The following is a 17729-nucleotide window of genomic DNA, read 5'->3' as shown; positions in this document are numbered from 1 at the left end:
TTTTGTAAGAATTCTTTAAACGATAGCTTGCAGCTTTGGAAATGATGTATTGATTATGATCCTATATTTTAGCTGTTTTGTATTATTGATCATGAAATGCGAAGGATGGCCATGCATTCGTCAATAGCAATAGAAAATCGTAAAACCTGTTTCATTGTTGGAAATGGCGATTTATCACGAGATTTTTCAGCCGAGATTAATAATGCTGATTATGTTTTACGCTTTAACGAACCACGTATGCTAGGCGGTTGGGCAGGCCTAAAGACTGATTGTTTAATGTTGGCAAATTCTGGTAAGCCAATGCAAACCAAGCTTTATGATAGTGCTTTCATTGTTTCACCGTTTTTTGAAGCAGCAAGAGAGCTTATTTTTGTCTATCACCCCAATATTATGCGCCGTTATTTTAAACGCCCATTAATCACATCGCGATTGTTAAAAGGTCGTAAAGTTGATTGGACGGCTGAAGCAATCAAAATTTTAGGTGAGGCTGGTAAACCGATTACAATTATGCCACCGCAATTTTACCTATCTGCTTGCCGCGATATTGGTATTGAGGGTGAAGGTCTCTACAAGCAATTTCCCTCCACCGGATATCTTGGCATGTGGCGTACTTTAAAGCGGTTTTGGCCGGCTGAATGGCAAATAAATATTATAGGTTTTGGCTTTGAAGGTTGGAAACGCCATAATTGGGATGCAGAACGCCAATGGGTTGAAACCCGTATGGAAGAAGGTGTTTTAACTTTGTTTAATTAACAAAAATATACACTTAATACTTCTTTACAATAGGCAATTACCATTAATAATGCCGCATTGATATTGGCTTTAAACTATAACCAAGTAAGATATGCCATAAAAATTGCCAAAATCGCACAAAGTGGCGACCAATAGCGTGTATCAAAAAAAGCAAACTCACTATTTTTTATTTTTTTAAAAAAGCCAACAAGTTTGAAATCACCAATTGCTCTTAGTAAAAAAATAAATGTTAAAAGACTACCGGCGATTTGATAAAAAGGATTTAATAAGGAACTTTGCCAATGTAATGACATAATGGCGACAAAAGCCGTTAAAATAATAAAAACGATACCAACAAATACAGTAATCGCTTTAGACGGTATAAATGCCGGCTTACCATCAACATGAGGAATAACTTTCGGTGAAATTATTTTTGCAAAAAAAGCCCAATAAAAATGCGCCAAAGCAATTATAAAAAATATAACTGCCGTTGCCAAAGCAATCAAATCCTTAATCATAAAGCTACCTTTTAATATCTTTTATATTTAGTTGATTTTAATTAATTTTATTTTCTTTTAAAATTTTCTCAACCGCTTTATATCAACTCTTATCATTTTAGCTGAATATTATTGGCATGCAAACCTCAAGAATTATCAAAAAATTATCTGGCAATTGAAAGATAAGTAAATTTGCGTTATCTAAATGACGCGTCTTAATATTTGAAACATATATAGGTCAATTTAAGTGAATTCATTTCAATCAACCATAAATGCGCCGATTTTATTTAGTGGAATTGGCGTGCATAGCGCCAAGCCTAGCAATATAGTATTAAAGCCCGCGCCGGTTGACAGCGGCATTATTTTTAACCGCAGTAGCAATGATAATAAGCCAATTGACCTAAAAGCCAGCCACCAATTTGCCGGACCTGCACAATTATGCACAACATTGCATAAGGATGGTGCTAAGGTTGAAACAATTGAACATTTGATGGCGGCAATTAGTGCTTTTGCAATAGATAATCTGGTTATTGAAGCTAATAATGATGAAATGCCAATTCTCGATGGTAGTGCTTTGATATTTGCAAACGGCATTAAAGATATAGGCTTAAAAACCCAAGATAAGCCACGCCAATATATCAAAATCATTAAGCCAGTGCGGGTTGAAAGCGCCAATGGTTATGCAGAATTTTTGCCAGATGAAGCAACAATATTTGATATTGCAATAGATTTTGCCTCACCAGCAATAGGCAAACAACATATTGAGTTTGCGCTTGAGGCAGATTTTTTTCATAAAAATATTGCCCCTGCCCGCACTTTTGGTTTTCTAAAAGATGCCGAAATTTTACAGAAGCAAGGCTTAGCCCTTGGTTCATCACTTGATAATTCATTGGTTATTGGCCATGATGAAGAAATATTAAACCCGCAAGGCAAATTATTTGAAGATGAATTTGTACGCCACAAAGCCCTTGACGCGATCGGCGACACTGCTTTGTTAGGATTGCCTTTTATTGGACGCTTTAAATCACTGCGCGGTGGCCATGCGTTAAATGGTGCCGCAGTAAAAACACTTTTATCAACCTCTGATGCTTATAAAATTACATCATTTTTGTGAAAAACCCGATTTAAATTACCAGTTTTCAACAATTGCCTTAATTGAGCCTAGATAGAGTGATTGACGATAAGCATTAAAAAAAGTTATGCCTTTATAAGCTGCTTAAATATTTTGTATTTTTTGCAAAATGCTTTATTAAGAATAACAAGATTTGAATTGCCTTTGATTTTTTGTTGAATCATTCAGACAAATCAAATTCGTGAATTGATTTAAAAGCTAAAATGCTATTTTAATTGAGACACAAATCAAAAATTTGAAAATGTGGTATTTATATATCACTAAACTATTGGTAAAAAGACTAGTTTTGGTTAAAAGGGTGTGGACTTAGCGCAGTTTTTCTGTGATACCCATTTCATTCAACCAGCGTGCCAAGAGGGCCAGAGATAGCATGACAATGTTAAAATCGTATTTCAGTATTCGGGGATTTAAACCACTTAGCTTAGCCCGAGGTCTACTGATTACCAGCATGGTTGCCACAACGGCACTTATAGCAGGCTGTGCAGACAAAGACAAAGCGCTTGATCTTAACGCTTATGTTGACACTATTGAGTCGCCAGACGTGCTTTATAACCAAGCCCTTGCCAATCTTGAAGCAGGTCGCCTTAATGAGGCCGCCAAGAAATTTGAAGCAATTGACCGCCAACACCCTTACACTGAATGGGCACGTAAGTCTCTTGTTATGGGCGCTTTTACGAATTATCGCCAATCCAAATATGATGAAGCGGTTAATATGGCGCGCCGTTATATCTCGCTATATCCAACCTCTCAAGAAGCAGCTTACGCCTATTATATTATCGGTCTTGCCTATTTCCGCCAAATTCCCGACGTAACTCGCGATCAAAAAGATACAAAACGCGCAGTTGCTGCTATGCAAGAACTGGTCGACCGTTATCCAAACTCTGAATATGTTACGGATGCCAAAGATAAGATTCGTTTCGGGCGCGAGCAGCTTGCCGGTAAGGAAATGCAAGTTGGTCGTTATTATCTAGAACGCCGCCAATATCTTGCAGCTATCAATCGCTTTAAAGCTGTTGTGCAAGAATATTCAAACACTAATCAGATTGAAGAAGCACTTTATCGCTTAGTTGAAGCTAATTTTGCTCTTGGTATTATTCCTGAAGCGCAAACAGCTGCGGCAGTATTGGCGCAAAATTACCCTGATAGTAAATGGTATGCTGATGCCTATAAGCTTTTGCAAAAGGCTGGCCATTCACCACAAGAAAATAGCGGCTCTTGGATTTCCCGCGCCTTTAAGGGCGGTTCTTCCAATAATGCCAACCAAGCGAACAGAACACAATAAACCATGCTCATTCAACTTTCGATCCGCGACATTGTTCTGATCGAAAAATTGGACATCAATTTTGATGTCGGTCTTTCTGTACTTACCGGCGAAACAGGCGCCGGTAAGTCTATTTTGCTTGATTCTCTTTCCCTTGCGCTTGGTGCAAGGGGCGATGCTTCGCTTGTGCGCCACGGCGCACAACAAGGCCAAGTAACTGCCGTTTTTGATGTACCGATTAATCATCCGGCACGTTTATTAATTCGCGAAAATGGTCTTGAAGATGACGGCGATATTATATTGCGGCGCGTACAGTCAAGCGATGGACGCTCACGCGTATTTATCAATGACCAAGTTGCAAGCGTTGGGCTCATACGTGATATTGGACGCCATTTAGTTGAAATTCATGGTCAACACGCCGACCGCGCTTTAATCGACATTAATGCCCATCGTGATTTGCTTGATGCCTTTGGTGGTCTTGGCGGTGAAGTTACTGCATTAAAACAACAATATCAAATTTGGCGCAGCCTTGAAAAAGGTCTTGCTCGCCACCGCGCCCATGTTGAGGCGGCGGCCAAAGAAGCTGATTATTTACGCGCATCAGTTGAAGAATTATCGCTGCTTGATCCGCAATTTGGCGAGGAAGAATCCTTGGCCGAGCGGCGTGGCACAATGATGAAATCCGAAAAAATTGCCAGCGATATTAACGAAGCAGGTGAAATATTATCTGGCCCAACATCAGCCATTCCAATATTAGCCAATCTTGTCCGCCGTCTGGAGCGCAAGATGAGCGAAGCACAAGACATTGTAGAGCCGATCATCCACCAAGTTGACCAAGCCCTTGATGCGCTTGGCCTTGCGCAAGATGCCGTAGAAAATGCCATGCGCATTATAGATTTTGATCCGCGCGAATTAGAAACCGTGGAAGAACGGCTGTTTGCACTGCGGGCTGCAGCACGTAAATATTCGGTTGCGGTAGAAAACCTACCCGAGCTGCGCGACAAGCTCGACGCAAATCTTGCCGATCTTGATGCTGGTGAAACCACCTTAACGCAGATGGAAGCTGAAACTTTGGCAGCGCGTGATGCATTTGATGTTTTAGCGCAAGAATTGTCGCAAAAGCGCAAAGCGGCTGCCCATCAACTTGAAGCTGCCGTGATGGCAGAATTGCCAGCCTTAAAATTAGAGCGTGCAAAGTTTATCATTGAATTTACCAGTAACTTGAATGAGCGGCAGGCTGAGGGTATCGATACGGTAGAATTTTATGTGCAGACAAATCCCGGTACCAAACCCGGCCCAATGATGAAAGTTGCTTCAGGCGGTGAATTATCTCGCTTTTTGCTAGCATTAAAAGTCGCACTCGCTGATCGCGGCTCTGCCCCTACTCTCGTTTTTGACGAAATAGATACTGGCGTTGGCGGTGCAGTGGCGGATGCCATTGGTCAAAGATTAAAACGCCTTGCGCAAAATGTGCAAGTTTTATCGGTCACCCATGCACCGCAAGTGGCAGCGCGTGCTGATGGACATTTCCTTATTGCCAAGGCTGAAACTGGCAACAGCAATCGCGTTAGTTCACGCATCCATTTGATGGATAAAAAAGAACGTCAAGAAGAAATTGCCCGTATGCTGGCTGGTGCTGAAGTAACCAGCGAGGCTCGTGCTGCGGCTAAAAAGCTATTAGCTAGCAAAGACTAATTTGCGTTTTTTTTAGCATCGCAATGGGCAAACATATATTTGACTGTTTGTATTCTTAAAGGAAATTTTATGCATATTATTCGTGAAAACGGCTATGACATAGCATTTCTTTCTACCTTTGACGATAGAAGACGTTATGAGACAACATGCAAAGGATATCTTTTTGATTTATATGTCATTATTGAAAAAAAATCATATAATATAATTTTTTATGACAAGATGCGTTTAGAACAAGATATAGACGCTGAAAATGAACAATATGGATATGGGTTTTTCTATTCCAAAAATATTGTTGTTGTAAAAGAAATAACCTATGATGAGATTGTAAAAGCAATAAATCATTTAATAAAAATTGATTTTTTCTCGACCTTAAAAGAAGATAAATTAGAGATCGATTTAGATGGTTGATATTTATCTATAAAAGCTCTTAATCGATTTATACCTTCATTCGTTTTAAAACTGAAAATTTTTGATAATCTCCAATATATAAGTGATGCATATCAACATCGATTACAACATTCCTACATTGACAACGAATACTATCATCAGGCATTGATGGTATCATGCCCTCACAAATAAGGCATTTATAAAACAGATCTTCTGCAATCGGTGCTTGGGACGTGTTTCGAACTACGATTTCAACAACTTCAAATCTGTATCGACTGGGCAATGTCTTTCATCCTTTAGATAGAAAAAAATTTATACAAGATCTACATTTGTGATGAAGCTTAAGTGGGGATATATTTCCCCACTCGTTGCAATTCTTATTTAAAATTAAAGCTATTTGGGTGGTTATCAAGACTACCCGTCAATGCTGCAAATAGAATTGTTTTGCCGTCAATCGACAATTCATCAGGAATATTGAGCCATTGTAGTTTTTGACTACCATCTTTGTCATCGTTTGACGAGAAAACACCTGCTAATTTTTTAGCTTCGATTGAATAAAGCAAGGCTATTTGCTCCGCATCACAATCATGGGGTTTGCATGCATTTAATACGAGATATTTTTTTCCTTCAATAATAACTTGTTTAGCCTGAGATTCCGTCCCGCCTTCACTTATCCATTTAGGTAAATTCTGACCTTTCATTAATTTTTGAAATTCTACTTTCGTGTCGGTGTTTTTTTCTAAACTACTGATCGTAATATCGCCTTGCGCATAGGCGTAAGTTGATAGGCTTGATAAAGATATTAATAATGCCACAAGTAATTTTTTCATACATAAAACTCCTATATTATCGATCCATTAAATATATAGGACATCAATTTAATCTATCGAGATTGAAAGAGGCAAATCACGCCTTGTTGTTTCATCTAAAAACTTGCAAAATACAACCATGTTTATAATTTAGGTTTTGGATCTTTATTTTATCGTAATAATATCATCTACTCACCTAGTGTTAAATATTTTTCAAATAATTTTATGCAATGCTTCATCAAGTCGGTTATGAAAATCAAGCGAAAAAAACGATAGGAAATGGAACATATGAGCGAGAACGAATTAAGACAGATTGCTGTTGAAAATTTAAGCGAAGAGCAAGCTGCAAAGGAATTGGCGGCTCTTGCTAGCGAAATGGTCCATAATGATCAACTCTATTATTTGGAAGATAATCCAGCCCTATCTGATGCTGATTACGATGCATTGCGGCAACGCAATCATGCGATTGAACAACGTTTCCCAACCTTAATTCGCGAAGATTCTCCGTCCTTAAAAGTGGGCGCCAAGGTTTCAGAAAAGTTTGAAAAGCTACGCCATAATGTTCCAATGCTGTCACTTGATAATGCTTTCAATGACGAAGATGTTAATGATTTTATCGACCGCATACATCGCTTTTTACGTCTTGATACGACAACGCCACTTGGCATTAGTGCTGAACCTAAGATTGACGGATTATCATTATCGCTGCGCTATGAACAAGGCAAACTAGTAAGTGCCGCAACGCGCGGCGATGGTACAATTGGTGAAAATGTTACTGCTAACGCTCTTACATTAAAAGATATTCCTCGCCAACTTAAAGGTAACTATCCTGATATTATTGAAGTACGCGGCGAATGCTATATGGCACGTGATGATTTTCAAAAACTAAATCAACGTCAAGAAGAAGCAGGCAAACAGCGCCTTGCCAATCCGCGTAATGCCGCGGCTGGCGCACTTCGCCAACTAGATCCTTCAATCACCGCACAGCGGCCATTGCGATTTTTTGCCTATGCTTGGGGTGAAGTTAGCGAAATGCCGGCAACAACTCAAATGGGAATGATGGATTGCTTTGCTGAATATGGTTTTGTCGTCAACCCCCTCACCAAGCTGTTTACCAGCGCCAAGGATGTTATTAATCATTATCATATGATTGAGGAACAAAGAGCAAACCTTGATTATGATATTGATGGCGTGGTCTATAAGGTCAATGAATTGAGCTTGCAAAGCCGCCTTGGTTTTGTATCTCGCTCACCGCGTTGGGCTATTGCCCACAAATTTCCAGCCGAGCGTGCCTTTACGCTGTTAAAGGGAATTGATATTCAAGTCGGCAGAACTGGTGCTTTAACACCAGTTGCGCGCCTTGAGCCAATTACCGTTGGCGGTGTCGTGGTGACTAATGCCACCCTTCATAATGAAGATTATATTGCTGGAATTGATTCCAATGGTGGCAAATTGCGTGATGGCCGCGATATTCGTATTGGTGACACAGTTATCATACAACGTGCTGGAGATGTTATTCCGCAAATTGTTGATGTGGTTTTAGAAAAACGCCCCAGTGATGCGGTGCCTTATCAATTTCCTACCACCTGCCCTGTATGTGGCAGCCACGCAGTGCGCGAAGAAGGAGAAGCGGTGCGCCGTTGCACCGGCGGCCTTATCTGCCCTGCTCAGGTGGTTGAACGCATTCGCCATTTTGTCTCACGCAACGCTTTTGATATTGAGGGTTTGGGCGAAAAACAGGTTGAATTTTTCTTTCATGCTGAAGATCCATCATTGAGCATTAAAACTCCCGCCGATATTTTTACCTTAAAAAAACGGCAGGAAAATTCGCTTACCAAGCTTGAAAATATTGAAGGGTTTGGCAGTCGTTCTGCAGCAAAGCTTTATGGTGCCATTGATGCAAGACGTGAAATTGCACTAAGCCGCTTTTTGTTTGGCCTTGGCATGCGCCATATTGGGGAGGTTAACGCCAAACGCTTAGCACGGGCTTATATTTCCTATGCTGCTTTTGAAAAAGCTGCTAAGGACGCCAAAATGCCAGAAAGCAAAGCCGACAAAGGCAATGATACGTGGCAAGAACTTATTAATATTGAAGGCATAGGCCAAATTGTTGCCGAGGCTGTGGTTGATTTTTATAGTGAGCCCCATAATCTTGAAGCCGTCCATGCGCTTTTGGCTGAAGTTACCCCTTTAGACGAAGAAGTGGTGGTCGCAAGTCATTCGCCCGTTGCTGGCAAGACCATTGTTTTCACTGGCTCGCTTGAACGCATGTCACGTGATGAAGCAAAAGCCATGGCAGAGCGATTTGGTGCAAAAACGGCAGGTTCAGTATCTAAAAAAACCGATCTTGTCGTAGCGGGTCCCAAAGCTGGCTCTAAGCTTGATAAAGCACGTGAACTTGGTATTGAGGTTATTGATGAGGATGCATGGTTCGATCTAGTTGGCGCTTAACAGCTAGATAGCTCTGCCAATATTTATCTATAACCTTATTAAAAACAACATATTAAGGCACATATCTTATTGGATAGATATGTGCTTTTAGCATTTTATATAGGGCTTTACAGAATATTTTCATCTAGGGTCAGTGAAACATCACGATTTATTTTTTCAACACCCATAGTATTGCTGTTGCAAGATTTTAAATGCACAGTATTACTAGAATTATAAGCATAGATTTTGCATACTTAGCATAAAGCTATAAATAATTAAAAAAGGGAAGGCAATAAATGTCCAATGAAAGCGAAAGCCAAAAGCCTAATTATTGGCCAGGTATTTTGATTGCCATTTTAGCGACCCTTATTTTTGCTTTTCAAGATGCCATAACCAAAACTCTTGTAAGTAACTATCCAATTACCTTTATTGTCATGGTACGCTATTGGGTATTTTTGGCGGTTGGCATGCTGATGGCGAAACAATCAAAAGGCGGTTTTCGCAAAAATAGTAAAAGCGGTCACATTTACTTACAAATTTTACGTGGTGTGTTGCTATTGGTCGAGCTTATACTGATTGGCTTAGCCTTTCGTCATATGGGGCTTGCTGAAACCACGGCGCTTTTTCAAGCCTATCCGCTATTTGGCACCATTCTTGCCATTTTAATCTTGAAAGAAGCGGTCGGTTGGCGGCGTATCACTGCCTTGATTATCGGCTTTTTAGGCATTTTAATCATGGTTCGCCCCGGTTCGGGTGTGTTTTCCGTTGGCGCTATTTTTGCCTTAAGCGGCTCTTTTTGTTTTGCCCTTTATGCAACCATAACCCGTTTGGTTGGTGATCGCGATAGCGCTATTACCTCATTTTTCTATATTGGCCTTGTTGGAGCTATTATCACGACTGGCTGCATTTATTATTTCTGGGTGGATATGGATCGTCACCATGTTTGGCTGTTGGTTCTCCTATGTCTTATGTCGGTAAGCGGCCACTTTGCAATGATTAAAGCGCTCACCATGGCTCCAGTTAGTATTATTCAGCCTTTCAATTATTTACAGCTTGTTTGGTCGATTTTTGTTGGTCTCATCATATTTAATGATTTTCCAGACTTTTGGACATTGGTGGGCGCAACAATTGTTGTTGGCAGTGGATTATTTGTGTTTTACCGCGAACAAGTACGAAAACCAAAAATTAAATTGGAAGACGCGCAGTAAATTCTTCAGTTTGGTGCATTATTCGCTAAGTAAAGGTCGATTTATTTTTTGCAGAAAATGCTATAGCGTTTTGGACCCTAGCATGCTATTGCACTGCAAAGTCAGTCGGCCGGGCAGCCGCGCTAGTCCAATACCGAAAGGTGGCTAGTGAGGAAAGTCCGGGCTCCAGCGAGACACGGTGCCGGGTAACGCCCGGCGAGGGTGACCTTAGGGAAAGTGCCACAGAAAGCAAACCGCCTATATTTTATAGGTAAGGGTGAAAGGGTGAGGTAAGAGCTCACCGCATTATCAGTAATGATAATGGCAGGGTAAACCCCACCGGGAGCAAGACCGAATAGGGATGATGCGTGGTTTAACCACAGGCCTGTCTCCAGCCAATCATCCGGGTGGGTTGCATGAGGCGCATGGCGACATTGCGTCCAAGATGAATGGCTGCCACGTAAAGCGTTAAGCTTTGCCATACAAAACCCGGCTTACAGGCCGACTGACTTTTATTTTTCAAACTTCTGTGCTTAACTGCTTTTTAATAAAACCGAAGTGGCTTAACAAAGCCGCAAGCTACACTCCATAATTACTATTTTTTCTTATAAATATTTACACATTAACTTAAAAGGTGTTCAATGAAATCTTTTATGAATGATCGTCAAACATTGGTAAGTGATGCAATAGATGGCTTACTCCTTTCATCCGCAGGCACAAATCTAACGCGGCTTGATGCTTTTCCGGAAATAAAGGTTGTAATCCGTGCCGATTGGCAAAAGGACAAAGTTGCGGTGATTTCTGGCGGCGGCTCAGGCCATGAACCTGCCCATGCTGGTTTTGTTGGCAAAGCTATGCTAACAGCTGCCATATGTGGCGAAATTTTTGCTTCCCCGAGCGTTGATGCTGTTCTAGCCGCAATTACCAGTGTTTGCGGACAAGCTGGTTGTTTGCTTATTGTTAAAAACTACACGGGAGATCGCCTCAATTTTGGTCTAGCGCGTGAGCAAGCGATTAGTCTTGGCTATAAGGTTGAAATGGTGATTGTTGCTGATGACATAGCCCTACCCGACCATAAGCAACCGCGTGGCATTGCTGGCACGCTTTTTGTGCATAAATTAGCAGGAGCACTAGCCGAACAAGGTGCAAGTCTTGAAAAAGTTTATGAAATGGCAATAAAAGCTGCCCAAGCTACCCATTCCCTTGGTCTATCCCTTAATCATTGCAATATACCAGGCGCCAAGCAAGCGGAACAATCTCTGAATGATAATCAAGCTGAATTAGGGCTTGGTATTCATGGCGAACCTGGAGCTGCTATCATTCCCATGCAGTCCGCCGATGATCTTGTTGCCCTTACTGCAGTTAAACTTTGCGAAAAATTATCAAGTACAGATAAAATCGCCATCATACTCAACTCCCTTGGCGGCGTATCACCGTTAGAATTATCTATTTTGGTGAATTCGCTTGCCAAGACGCCACTTTATAGCCATGCGAAATATATTATAGGACCTGCACCTTTAATGACATCGCTTGATATGCGTGGTTTTTCAATAAGTATTTTAATATTGGATGATGATAAAGAAGCGGCTTTAACCCAAGCTGTGAGTGTTAGAGATTGGCCGATCGTGCGCGATACAAGCATTAAACACCCATTAATTTCCTTGCCTCAACCAACGCTACAAGAAACACAGGCCATTACCCGCGATGAAAACGTTGCTATAATACTTGCAACCATTATTAACACAATTATTAAAAATGCCGATGAGATTGATGAAATTGATGCCAAAATTGGTGATGGTGATACAGGCTCAACCTTAAGCACTGCAGCAAAAAGCATTAAAGATATGAAAGATCAGCTTGCAACTGGAAATCCAACCCGATTTTTAAAGCAAATCGGTGAGCGTTTAATGCGCAGTGCTGGCGGCTCTAGCGGTGTCTTGCTGGCCATTTTATTTACCAGTGCCGCCCATAATTATAATGAACAGCAAGGTTGGGCAGAAGCACTTAACATCGGCTTACAAAAAATGATGGAATATGGCGGTGCCAAGTCCGGTGATCGCACCATGATTGATGCTTTACAACCGGCATTTAATGTGCTTATCGCGGGTGGCAACTTACAAGAAGCTGCAAAAGCCGCGCGTGAGGGCGCAGATGAAACAGGAAAAATGTTAACGGCTCATGCTGGTCGTGCTAGCTATGTTTCAGCTAATCAATTAGAAAATGTAAAGGATCCCGGCGCTGAAATGGCGGCTCGCATTTTTGAAGCGCTTGCTACAGCGAAACAATAAATTTACATTTTTTATAAACTTTGTTACACATTACAAAATATACGCGTATCCGATGTCATAGCCATTGGATACGCGTTAATTACCTAGCTTATTTTACCCGTTTGATGGCATCAGCTAATTTACTGATAATCTCATCAATTTCGCTTTTCTCTACAATTAAAGGGGGCGAAAGTGCAATAATATCACCGGTTTGGCGCACCAATGCACCATGATTAAAGCAATCGACAAAAACATCATAACCACGCTGAGATGGGGCGCCATCACGGCTAGCAAGTTCAATACCGGCCACAAGCCCAATTGTTCGAATATCAATAACATGGGGCAAGTCTTGCAGCGAGAAAACACTATCTTGCCAATATTGTGCAAGACCTGCAGTACGAGCAAATAGATCGTCTTTGGCATATATGTCTAATGTGGCAAGCCCTGCCGCACAAGCAAGTGGGTGACCAGAATAGGTATAGCCGTGGAAAAGCTCAATTTGGCTTTCCGGACCGTTCATCATGCCATCATATAATTTTTGCTGCACAAATACAGCCCCCATTGGAACAACACCATTGGTTAGCCCCTTGGCGCAAGTCACCATATCTGGTACAACGCCGAAATAATCTACGGCAAAAGGTGTACCCAAACGCCCAAAACCAGTAATAACCTCATCAAAAATCAGCAATATGCCATGTTTTTGCGTTATTTCACGTAGGCGCTCTAAATAGCCTTTAGGAGGCAAAATTACACCTGCAGAACCGGACATTGGCTCAACAATAACTGCCGCAATAGTTTCGGCACCATTAAGCTCGATAATGCGTACCAAATCTTCCGCCAGTTCCACCCCATGCTTTGGAAGCCCCCGCGAAAATGCATTTTTTTCAATATTCAAAGTATGGCGCATATGGCTTGCAGGAATTTTGGGGAAAACACGTCGATTATTAACTAGGCCACCAACGGAAATGCCGCCAAAGCCCACACCATGATAACCTTTTTCCCGACCAATAACATGGGTGCGAGTACCCTGCCCGATAGAGCGTTGATAGGCAATAGCAATTTTTAAAGCTGTATCAACTGATTCAGATCCTGAATTAGTAAAAAATACATGGTTTAAACCCGATTCTTTGCCGCCAGGGGCCATGTCTATTAAGCGATTAGCAAATTCATGTACAATAGGATGCGATATCTGAAAACCAGGGGCATAATCAAGAGTTAATAATTGTTGCTCAACCGCACTTGCTATTTCAGCCCGACCATGGCCTGCATTGACACACCACAGACCTGCTGTACCATCAATAATCTTATTGCCATTAATATCATTATAATACATGCCTTTGGCGGATGCCAATATTCTAGGATTTGCCTTAAATTGGCGATTTGCCGTGAACGGCATCCAATAGCTTTCCAATGATATAGAATTAGATTTTGCAGTCATAGTTTACTCCTCCGGCTTTCAATATTCAAAACTCCCGATGATGATAGAAAACCACGTTTTTAAATTTAAACAAGTCCTTTTTTAATTTTGCATGCTTACTTGTTAGAGCCCAATACCACGAAATAAGCAGTTATTCACAACAATAATTAAGTATCATTTCTATGCACTTAGAGTTTAGTTGATCGCATTGTTTTTACTCTAAATATTTTTGTGTTAAATGGCTAAATATTTTTTTAAAACATCGTATAAAAATTTTTTAATTCACTTGCAATTATATCGTATTGAGCCTAAACAAGCAAAAATTATAAAAATCAACTATTAAATAAATATCGTCAAAAAAACTATTTAATTTAAATAATAGAAAAAATGTTAATTTATAATTTTATTAATTAACATTTTATTTTAGACTTTAAACAATTTCTAAAAAACAAATTTTTTATTGTAAATTATATTTTTTATAATATATTCAAAACTAATGTTTTAATTGCGTAAAAAAGCAATGATTTGAATATGTCGATTAGGCAAACCGTTTGAATACGACGTATCGTGACATAATACGTTTACTGTTTTTTGCATCATATCATGTCGTATAGGAAAAACTTATCATGAGTTCTTTGAATAATTATTGTTGCCTTAAAGGCTCAATTTCACGTTTTTCTATTATAATTGCGCTTAGTACAACTGGGCTAAGCTGCATGGGTATACCAAATGCTGTTGCCGAAGATATTATATATACAGGAACAAGCGCATCAACCAGCTTTAAAAAAGACCCAACTGCTATCTCAGATAATAGTGAAAAATATAAAAGTCTTTTTTCACAAAGTAGTTATACTGGAAATATGATTAGGATAGGCGATGTTGATGCTGCAGTTCAAGCAAATTGGAATACACAACCTAACCTAGGCGACATCATTGCTCCTTATATTATTTATGGTGGTGTAAATATAGGAGATGCTGGGACACCCCTTACAACGGGCACTCAAAATGGCATCGCCGGTAATCGTATCGAAAACAATAAAGTTTTGATGCATCACATCGCATACGATTGGAGTGGGGTAACGAATAATGCAGTGGAAGGTGCAAATGGAGAACATTTCGGCGACGGCGGCGGTTCAGGAGGCTTTGGTGGTGGAAGTATTTATGGTGGTTTAAGTATAGGCGGTGCAGGCGCTTCTGAGGGTACTGGTGGTTTTGGTGGTGAAGTAACTAATAATTCAGTTTCACTAAAAGATGTAACCCTTACAGGAGCCAATGGTGGCGGTGGCGGATCATCGATGGGCGGCGGCGGCGGTATGGGCGGCATTGGTGGCGCAAGTATTTTGGGTGGCCTAAGTATTGGTGGTACAGGCGGCTTTAAGCGTGCAGGAGGCTCTGGTGGTCTCGTAAGCTATAACACCGTTACCTTGACAGATGTAGCTCTTATAGGAGCAAATGGCGGTTCGGGTGGCTTTGCAAGTAATAGCGCCGGGGGCTTTGGCGGCTTTGGCGGCGGTAGCGTTTATGGTGGTTTAAGTATGGGCGGGAATAGTGGCGATCAAAGCAACGCCGGATCTGGCGGCCAGGTAAATAATAATATGGTGATATTAACCAACACAGCCCTTAAGGGTGGTAATGGTAGCACTGGTGGTTTTGGTAGTATTTATGGTACTGGAGGTTTGGGAGGTGGCAGTGTTTATGGTGGGTTAAGTATCGGCAACAATGCTCATGATATAATTGGTGGTTTAGGTGGGGATGTAAACAATAACACAGTTATATTAACAGATGTAGCGCTTCAGGGTGGTAGCGGTGGCATAGGAAGCTACGCAAGCACTGGCGGAATTGGAGGTGGAGGCGTTTATGGTGGCTTAAGTATGGGGGGCATAGGAGGCGCTTACATGGGCACCGGAGGTTCTGGAGGAACGGTAAGCGATAACAAAGTTTCACTAACAAATGTTACTATCATCGGCGGCGACGGAGGTTCTTCAGACATCAGCGGCTCAGAAGGCATGGAGGGAGGAAGTATCTTTGGTGGCTTAAGCATCGGTGGCGGCGCTATTAGCAATGGTAGCACAAAAGGTTCTGGCGGTGCAGTTATCAATAATGAAGTATCGATTTCAGGGGCATCGGCCATCTGGGGCGACATTTTTGGCGGTTATAGTACTGGCAATGTAGCTATAAATAATATAGTAACATTGAAAGGAAAGCAAATTGTTATAGGTCACAATATTTCTGATGTCATGCAATATGGCGCGATTTGGGGCGGTAAAAGTATAGATGACACTGGGCTTAGTTTTAATGATTCAAATGCCAACTCTCAAGATATTTTTAATAAAGTAATTTCCGGCAATACACTAAATTTGATAGGTTATAGCGGTACAGTATCTGGAATTTATAATTTTGAAAATTATAATTGGACTTTGCCAAGCGATGTAACAAATGAAGATAGACTTATAACAATTTCTAGTAATGGCCAAGCTGTTGATTTGACAAACACCAAACATACAATTGCAAATATGCAGATGAGTAATAATCGTCTTTATAATGGTGATAAAATTATTTTTATTACAAAGACCCAAGGTACTTGGACTGCATTGAATAATTATGTCATTCAACAAGGCCAATTTATTATCTATCAAGCAAGTTTAGAACAACAGTTAATTGATGATAATAAAGCACTTGTTTTAACTATTAACAATAAAGCAGATATAACACCTCAACCAGCAGAGCCTACTCCAGAGAATCCTAAACAACCAACAGAGCCTATTCCGGAGAATCCTAATCAACCAGCAGAGCCTACTCCAGAGAATCCTAAGCCGTCTAATCCTAACAATAATCAATCTGCAGCTCAAATAAATCCCCAATCAAAATCATATTCGGAAGGTCGAGCAGCAATGTTAGGATTTCTCAATCAAGGGAGTGATCTTATTTCAACAGCTGGAATTGATAAAATACGTATTATGGTGCGCGCAAATGATGATAATATAAATCGTCCAGCTTTTATACCTTTTATGATCGCCAATGGTTCATCACAAATATATAATACAGGTAGCCATGTTGATATTAAAGGTTTTAATATGGCAGTTGGCGTTGCTACTGGCTTTGATTTTAACGCCGGCCACAAAGCCACCATTGGCCTATTTTTTGAATATGGTCATGGCACTTATGACACCTATAACAACTTTACCAATTTTTCTTCCGTTCATGGTGATGGGAATGGCAATTATAAAGGTGCCGGCATTTTTGGTCGCATTGACTTAAAGGGAACTGGTCTTGGCCGCGTTGTCAATTTTACACCTGATCAAGCCGATGGTATTTATCTAGAAGCTTCAATACGCGCTGGACAAATAAATAATAGTTTTAATGTCGGCAACACTTTAAGTGCTCTTAAAGAATCATCAATTAGCTATCACGGTTCTTATGATAGCAAAGGTAAATATGTTGGAGGTCATGGCGCTATTGGTTATGTTTTTAATTTTGATGAAAAGCAGGCGCTTGATGTTTATGGGCGCTATTTATGGACGCGCATGGATAGCGATACGGTTTCAATTGGCTCTGAAAAGTTACACTTTGATAGCGCGACCAGCTCTCGCATACAGCTAGGTAGCCGATACAGCTATACCTATAGCGAACAATTTAAACCCTATATTGGTGCGGCCTATGAACATGAATTTAATGGCACAATTGCAGCAACTGCTTATGAATTTAAACTTGATAAGCCATCATTAAAGGGAGGTTCAGGTATATTTGAAGCTGGTTTCAATCTCCAGCCGATAGCCAATAATGAGGCTTTTAACATTAATGTTAACGGCCAAGCTTTTGTTGGTCAACGTCATGGTGGTGGTGGCGGTATCAAAATAAAATATCAGTTTTAACCATCAAAAAAATAGGGCATATTTGAAATAGAATTATATTTCT

General features: G+C 40.6%; 12 protein-coding genes and 1 other RNA gene. 10 read left to right on the top strand and 3 right to left on the bottom strand.

The features are described 5' to 3' along the window. Positions 1-111: 111 nt before the first annotated feature. The gene (locus H3299_RS02825) at positions 112-753 is read left to right on the top strand and encodes a glycosyltransferase family 29 protein (RefSeq protein ID WP_246708122.1); all 642 of its coding nucleotides are present in this window, start codon (positions 112-114) and stop codon (positions 751-753) included. A gap of 74 nt (positions 754-827) precedes the next feature. Here H3299_RS02825 and H3299_RS02820 read toward each other — a convergent pair whose 3' ends face one another. Continuing rightward, the gene (locus tag H3299_RS02820) at positions 828-1250 is read right to left on the bottom strand and encodes a DUF3995 domain-containing protein (protein WP_182418815.1); all 423 of its coding nucleotides are present in this window, start codon (positions 1248-1250) and stop codon (positions 828-830) included. Between the two features lie 226 nt (positions 1251-1476). Here H3299_RS02820 and lpxC point away from each other — a divergent pair, with 226 nt between their 5' ends. The 4 genes from lpxC (at position 1477) to H3299_RS02800 (ending at position 5725) form a co-directional block, all read left to right on the top strand. After that, positions 1477-2343: a UDP-3-O-acyl-N-acetylglucosamine deacetylase gene (lpxC, locus tag H3299_RS02815; protein WP_182418814.1), complete on the top strand. Its 867-nt coding sequence runs from the start codon at positions 1477-1479 to the stop codon at positions 2341-2343. Between the two features lie 415 nt (positions 2344-2758). Continuing rightward, on the top strand, positions 2759-3643 hold the full coding sequence (locus tag H3299_RS02810) for an outer membrane protein assembly factor BamD (RefSeq protein WP_371739826.1): 885 nt from the start codon (positions 2759-2761) through the stop codon (positions 3641-3643). Positions 3644-3646: 3 nt separating this feature from the next. Beyond that, positions 3647-5317, top strand: a complete 1671-nt coding sequence (recN, locus tag H3299_RS02805) for a DNA repair protein RecN (RefSeq protein ID WP_182418813.1) — start codon at positions 3647-3649, stop codon at positions 5315-5317. Between the two features lie 69 nt (positions 5318-5386). Further along, positions 5387-5725 (top strand): hypothetical protein, encoded by a 339-nt coding sequence (locus tag H3299_RS02800; RefSeq protein ID WP_182418812.1) that lies wholly within the window; start codon positions 5387-5389, stop codon positions 5723-5725. A 356-nt stretch (positions 5726-6081) separates the two neighbouring features. Here H3299_RS02800 and ivy read toward each other — a convergent pair whose 3' ends face one another. After that, complete coding sequence (gene ivy / locus H3299_RS02795; protein WP_182418811.1) at positions 6082-6534, bottom strand: Ivy family C-type lysozyme inhibitor; 453 nt, start codon at positions 6532-6534, stop codon at positions 6082-6084. Positions 6535-6801: 267 nt separating this feature from the next. Here ivy and ligA point away from each other — a divergent pair, with 267 nt between their 5' ends. The 4 genes from ligA to H3299_RS02775 all read left to right on the top strand — a co-directional run bounded on the left by ligA (position 6802) and on the right by H3299_RS02775 (position 12418). Beyond that, the gene (gene ligA / locus H3299_RS02790; protein ID WP_182418810.1) at positions 6802-8964 is read left to right on the top strand and encodes an NAD-dependent DNA ligase LigA; all 2163 of its coding nucleotides are present in this window, start codon (positions 6802-6804) and stop codon (positions 8962-8964) included. Positions 8965-9239: 275 nt separating this feature from the next. Further along, entirely contained in the window at positions 9240-10151 is a 912-nt protein-coding gene (locus H3299_RS02785; RefSeq protein ID WP_182418809.1) for a DMT family transporter, read from the top strand. A gap of 101 nt (positions 10152-10252) precedes the next feature. Next, positions 10253-10643, top strand: an RNA gene (gene rnpB, locus H3299_RS02780) — RNase P RNA component class A. Positions 10644-10771: 128 nt separating this feature from the next. Beyond that, entirely contained in the window at positions 10772-12418 is a 1647-nt protein-coding gene (locus H3299_RS02775) for a dihydroxyacetone kinase subunit DhaK (protein ID WP_182418808.1), read from the top strand. 88 nt (positions 12419-12506) lie between these two features. Here the strand turns inward: H3299_RS02775 and H3299_RS02770 are convergent, their stop codons facing one another. Further along, the gene (locus H3299_RS02770; RefSeq protein ID WP_182418807.1) at positions 12507-13835 is read right to left on the bottom strand and encodes an aspartate aminotransferase family protein; all 1329 of its coding nucleotides are present in this window, start codon (positions 13833-13835) and stop codon (positions 12507-12509) included. 605 nt (positions 13836-14440) lie between these two features. On the opposite strand from H3299_RS02770, the gene H3299_RS02765 reads away from it, so the two are divergent. Next, on the top strand, positions 14441-17686 hold the full coding sequence (locus H3299_RS02765; protein WP_182418806.1) for an autotransporter outer membrane beta-barrel domain-containing protein: 3246 nt from the start codon (positions 14441-14443) through the stop codon (positions 17684-17686). The last annotated feature ends 43 nt before the right edge of the window (positions 17687-17729 follow it).

Source organism: Bartonella sp. HY038 (assembly GCF_014117425.1).
Lineage (GTDB): Bacteria > Pseudomonadota > Alphaproteobacteria > Rhizobiales > Rhizobiaceae > HY038.
This window is presented reverse-complemented; position numbering and strand designations above follow the sequence as displayed.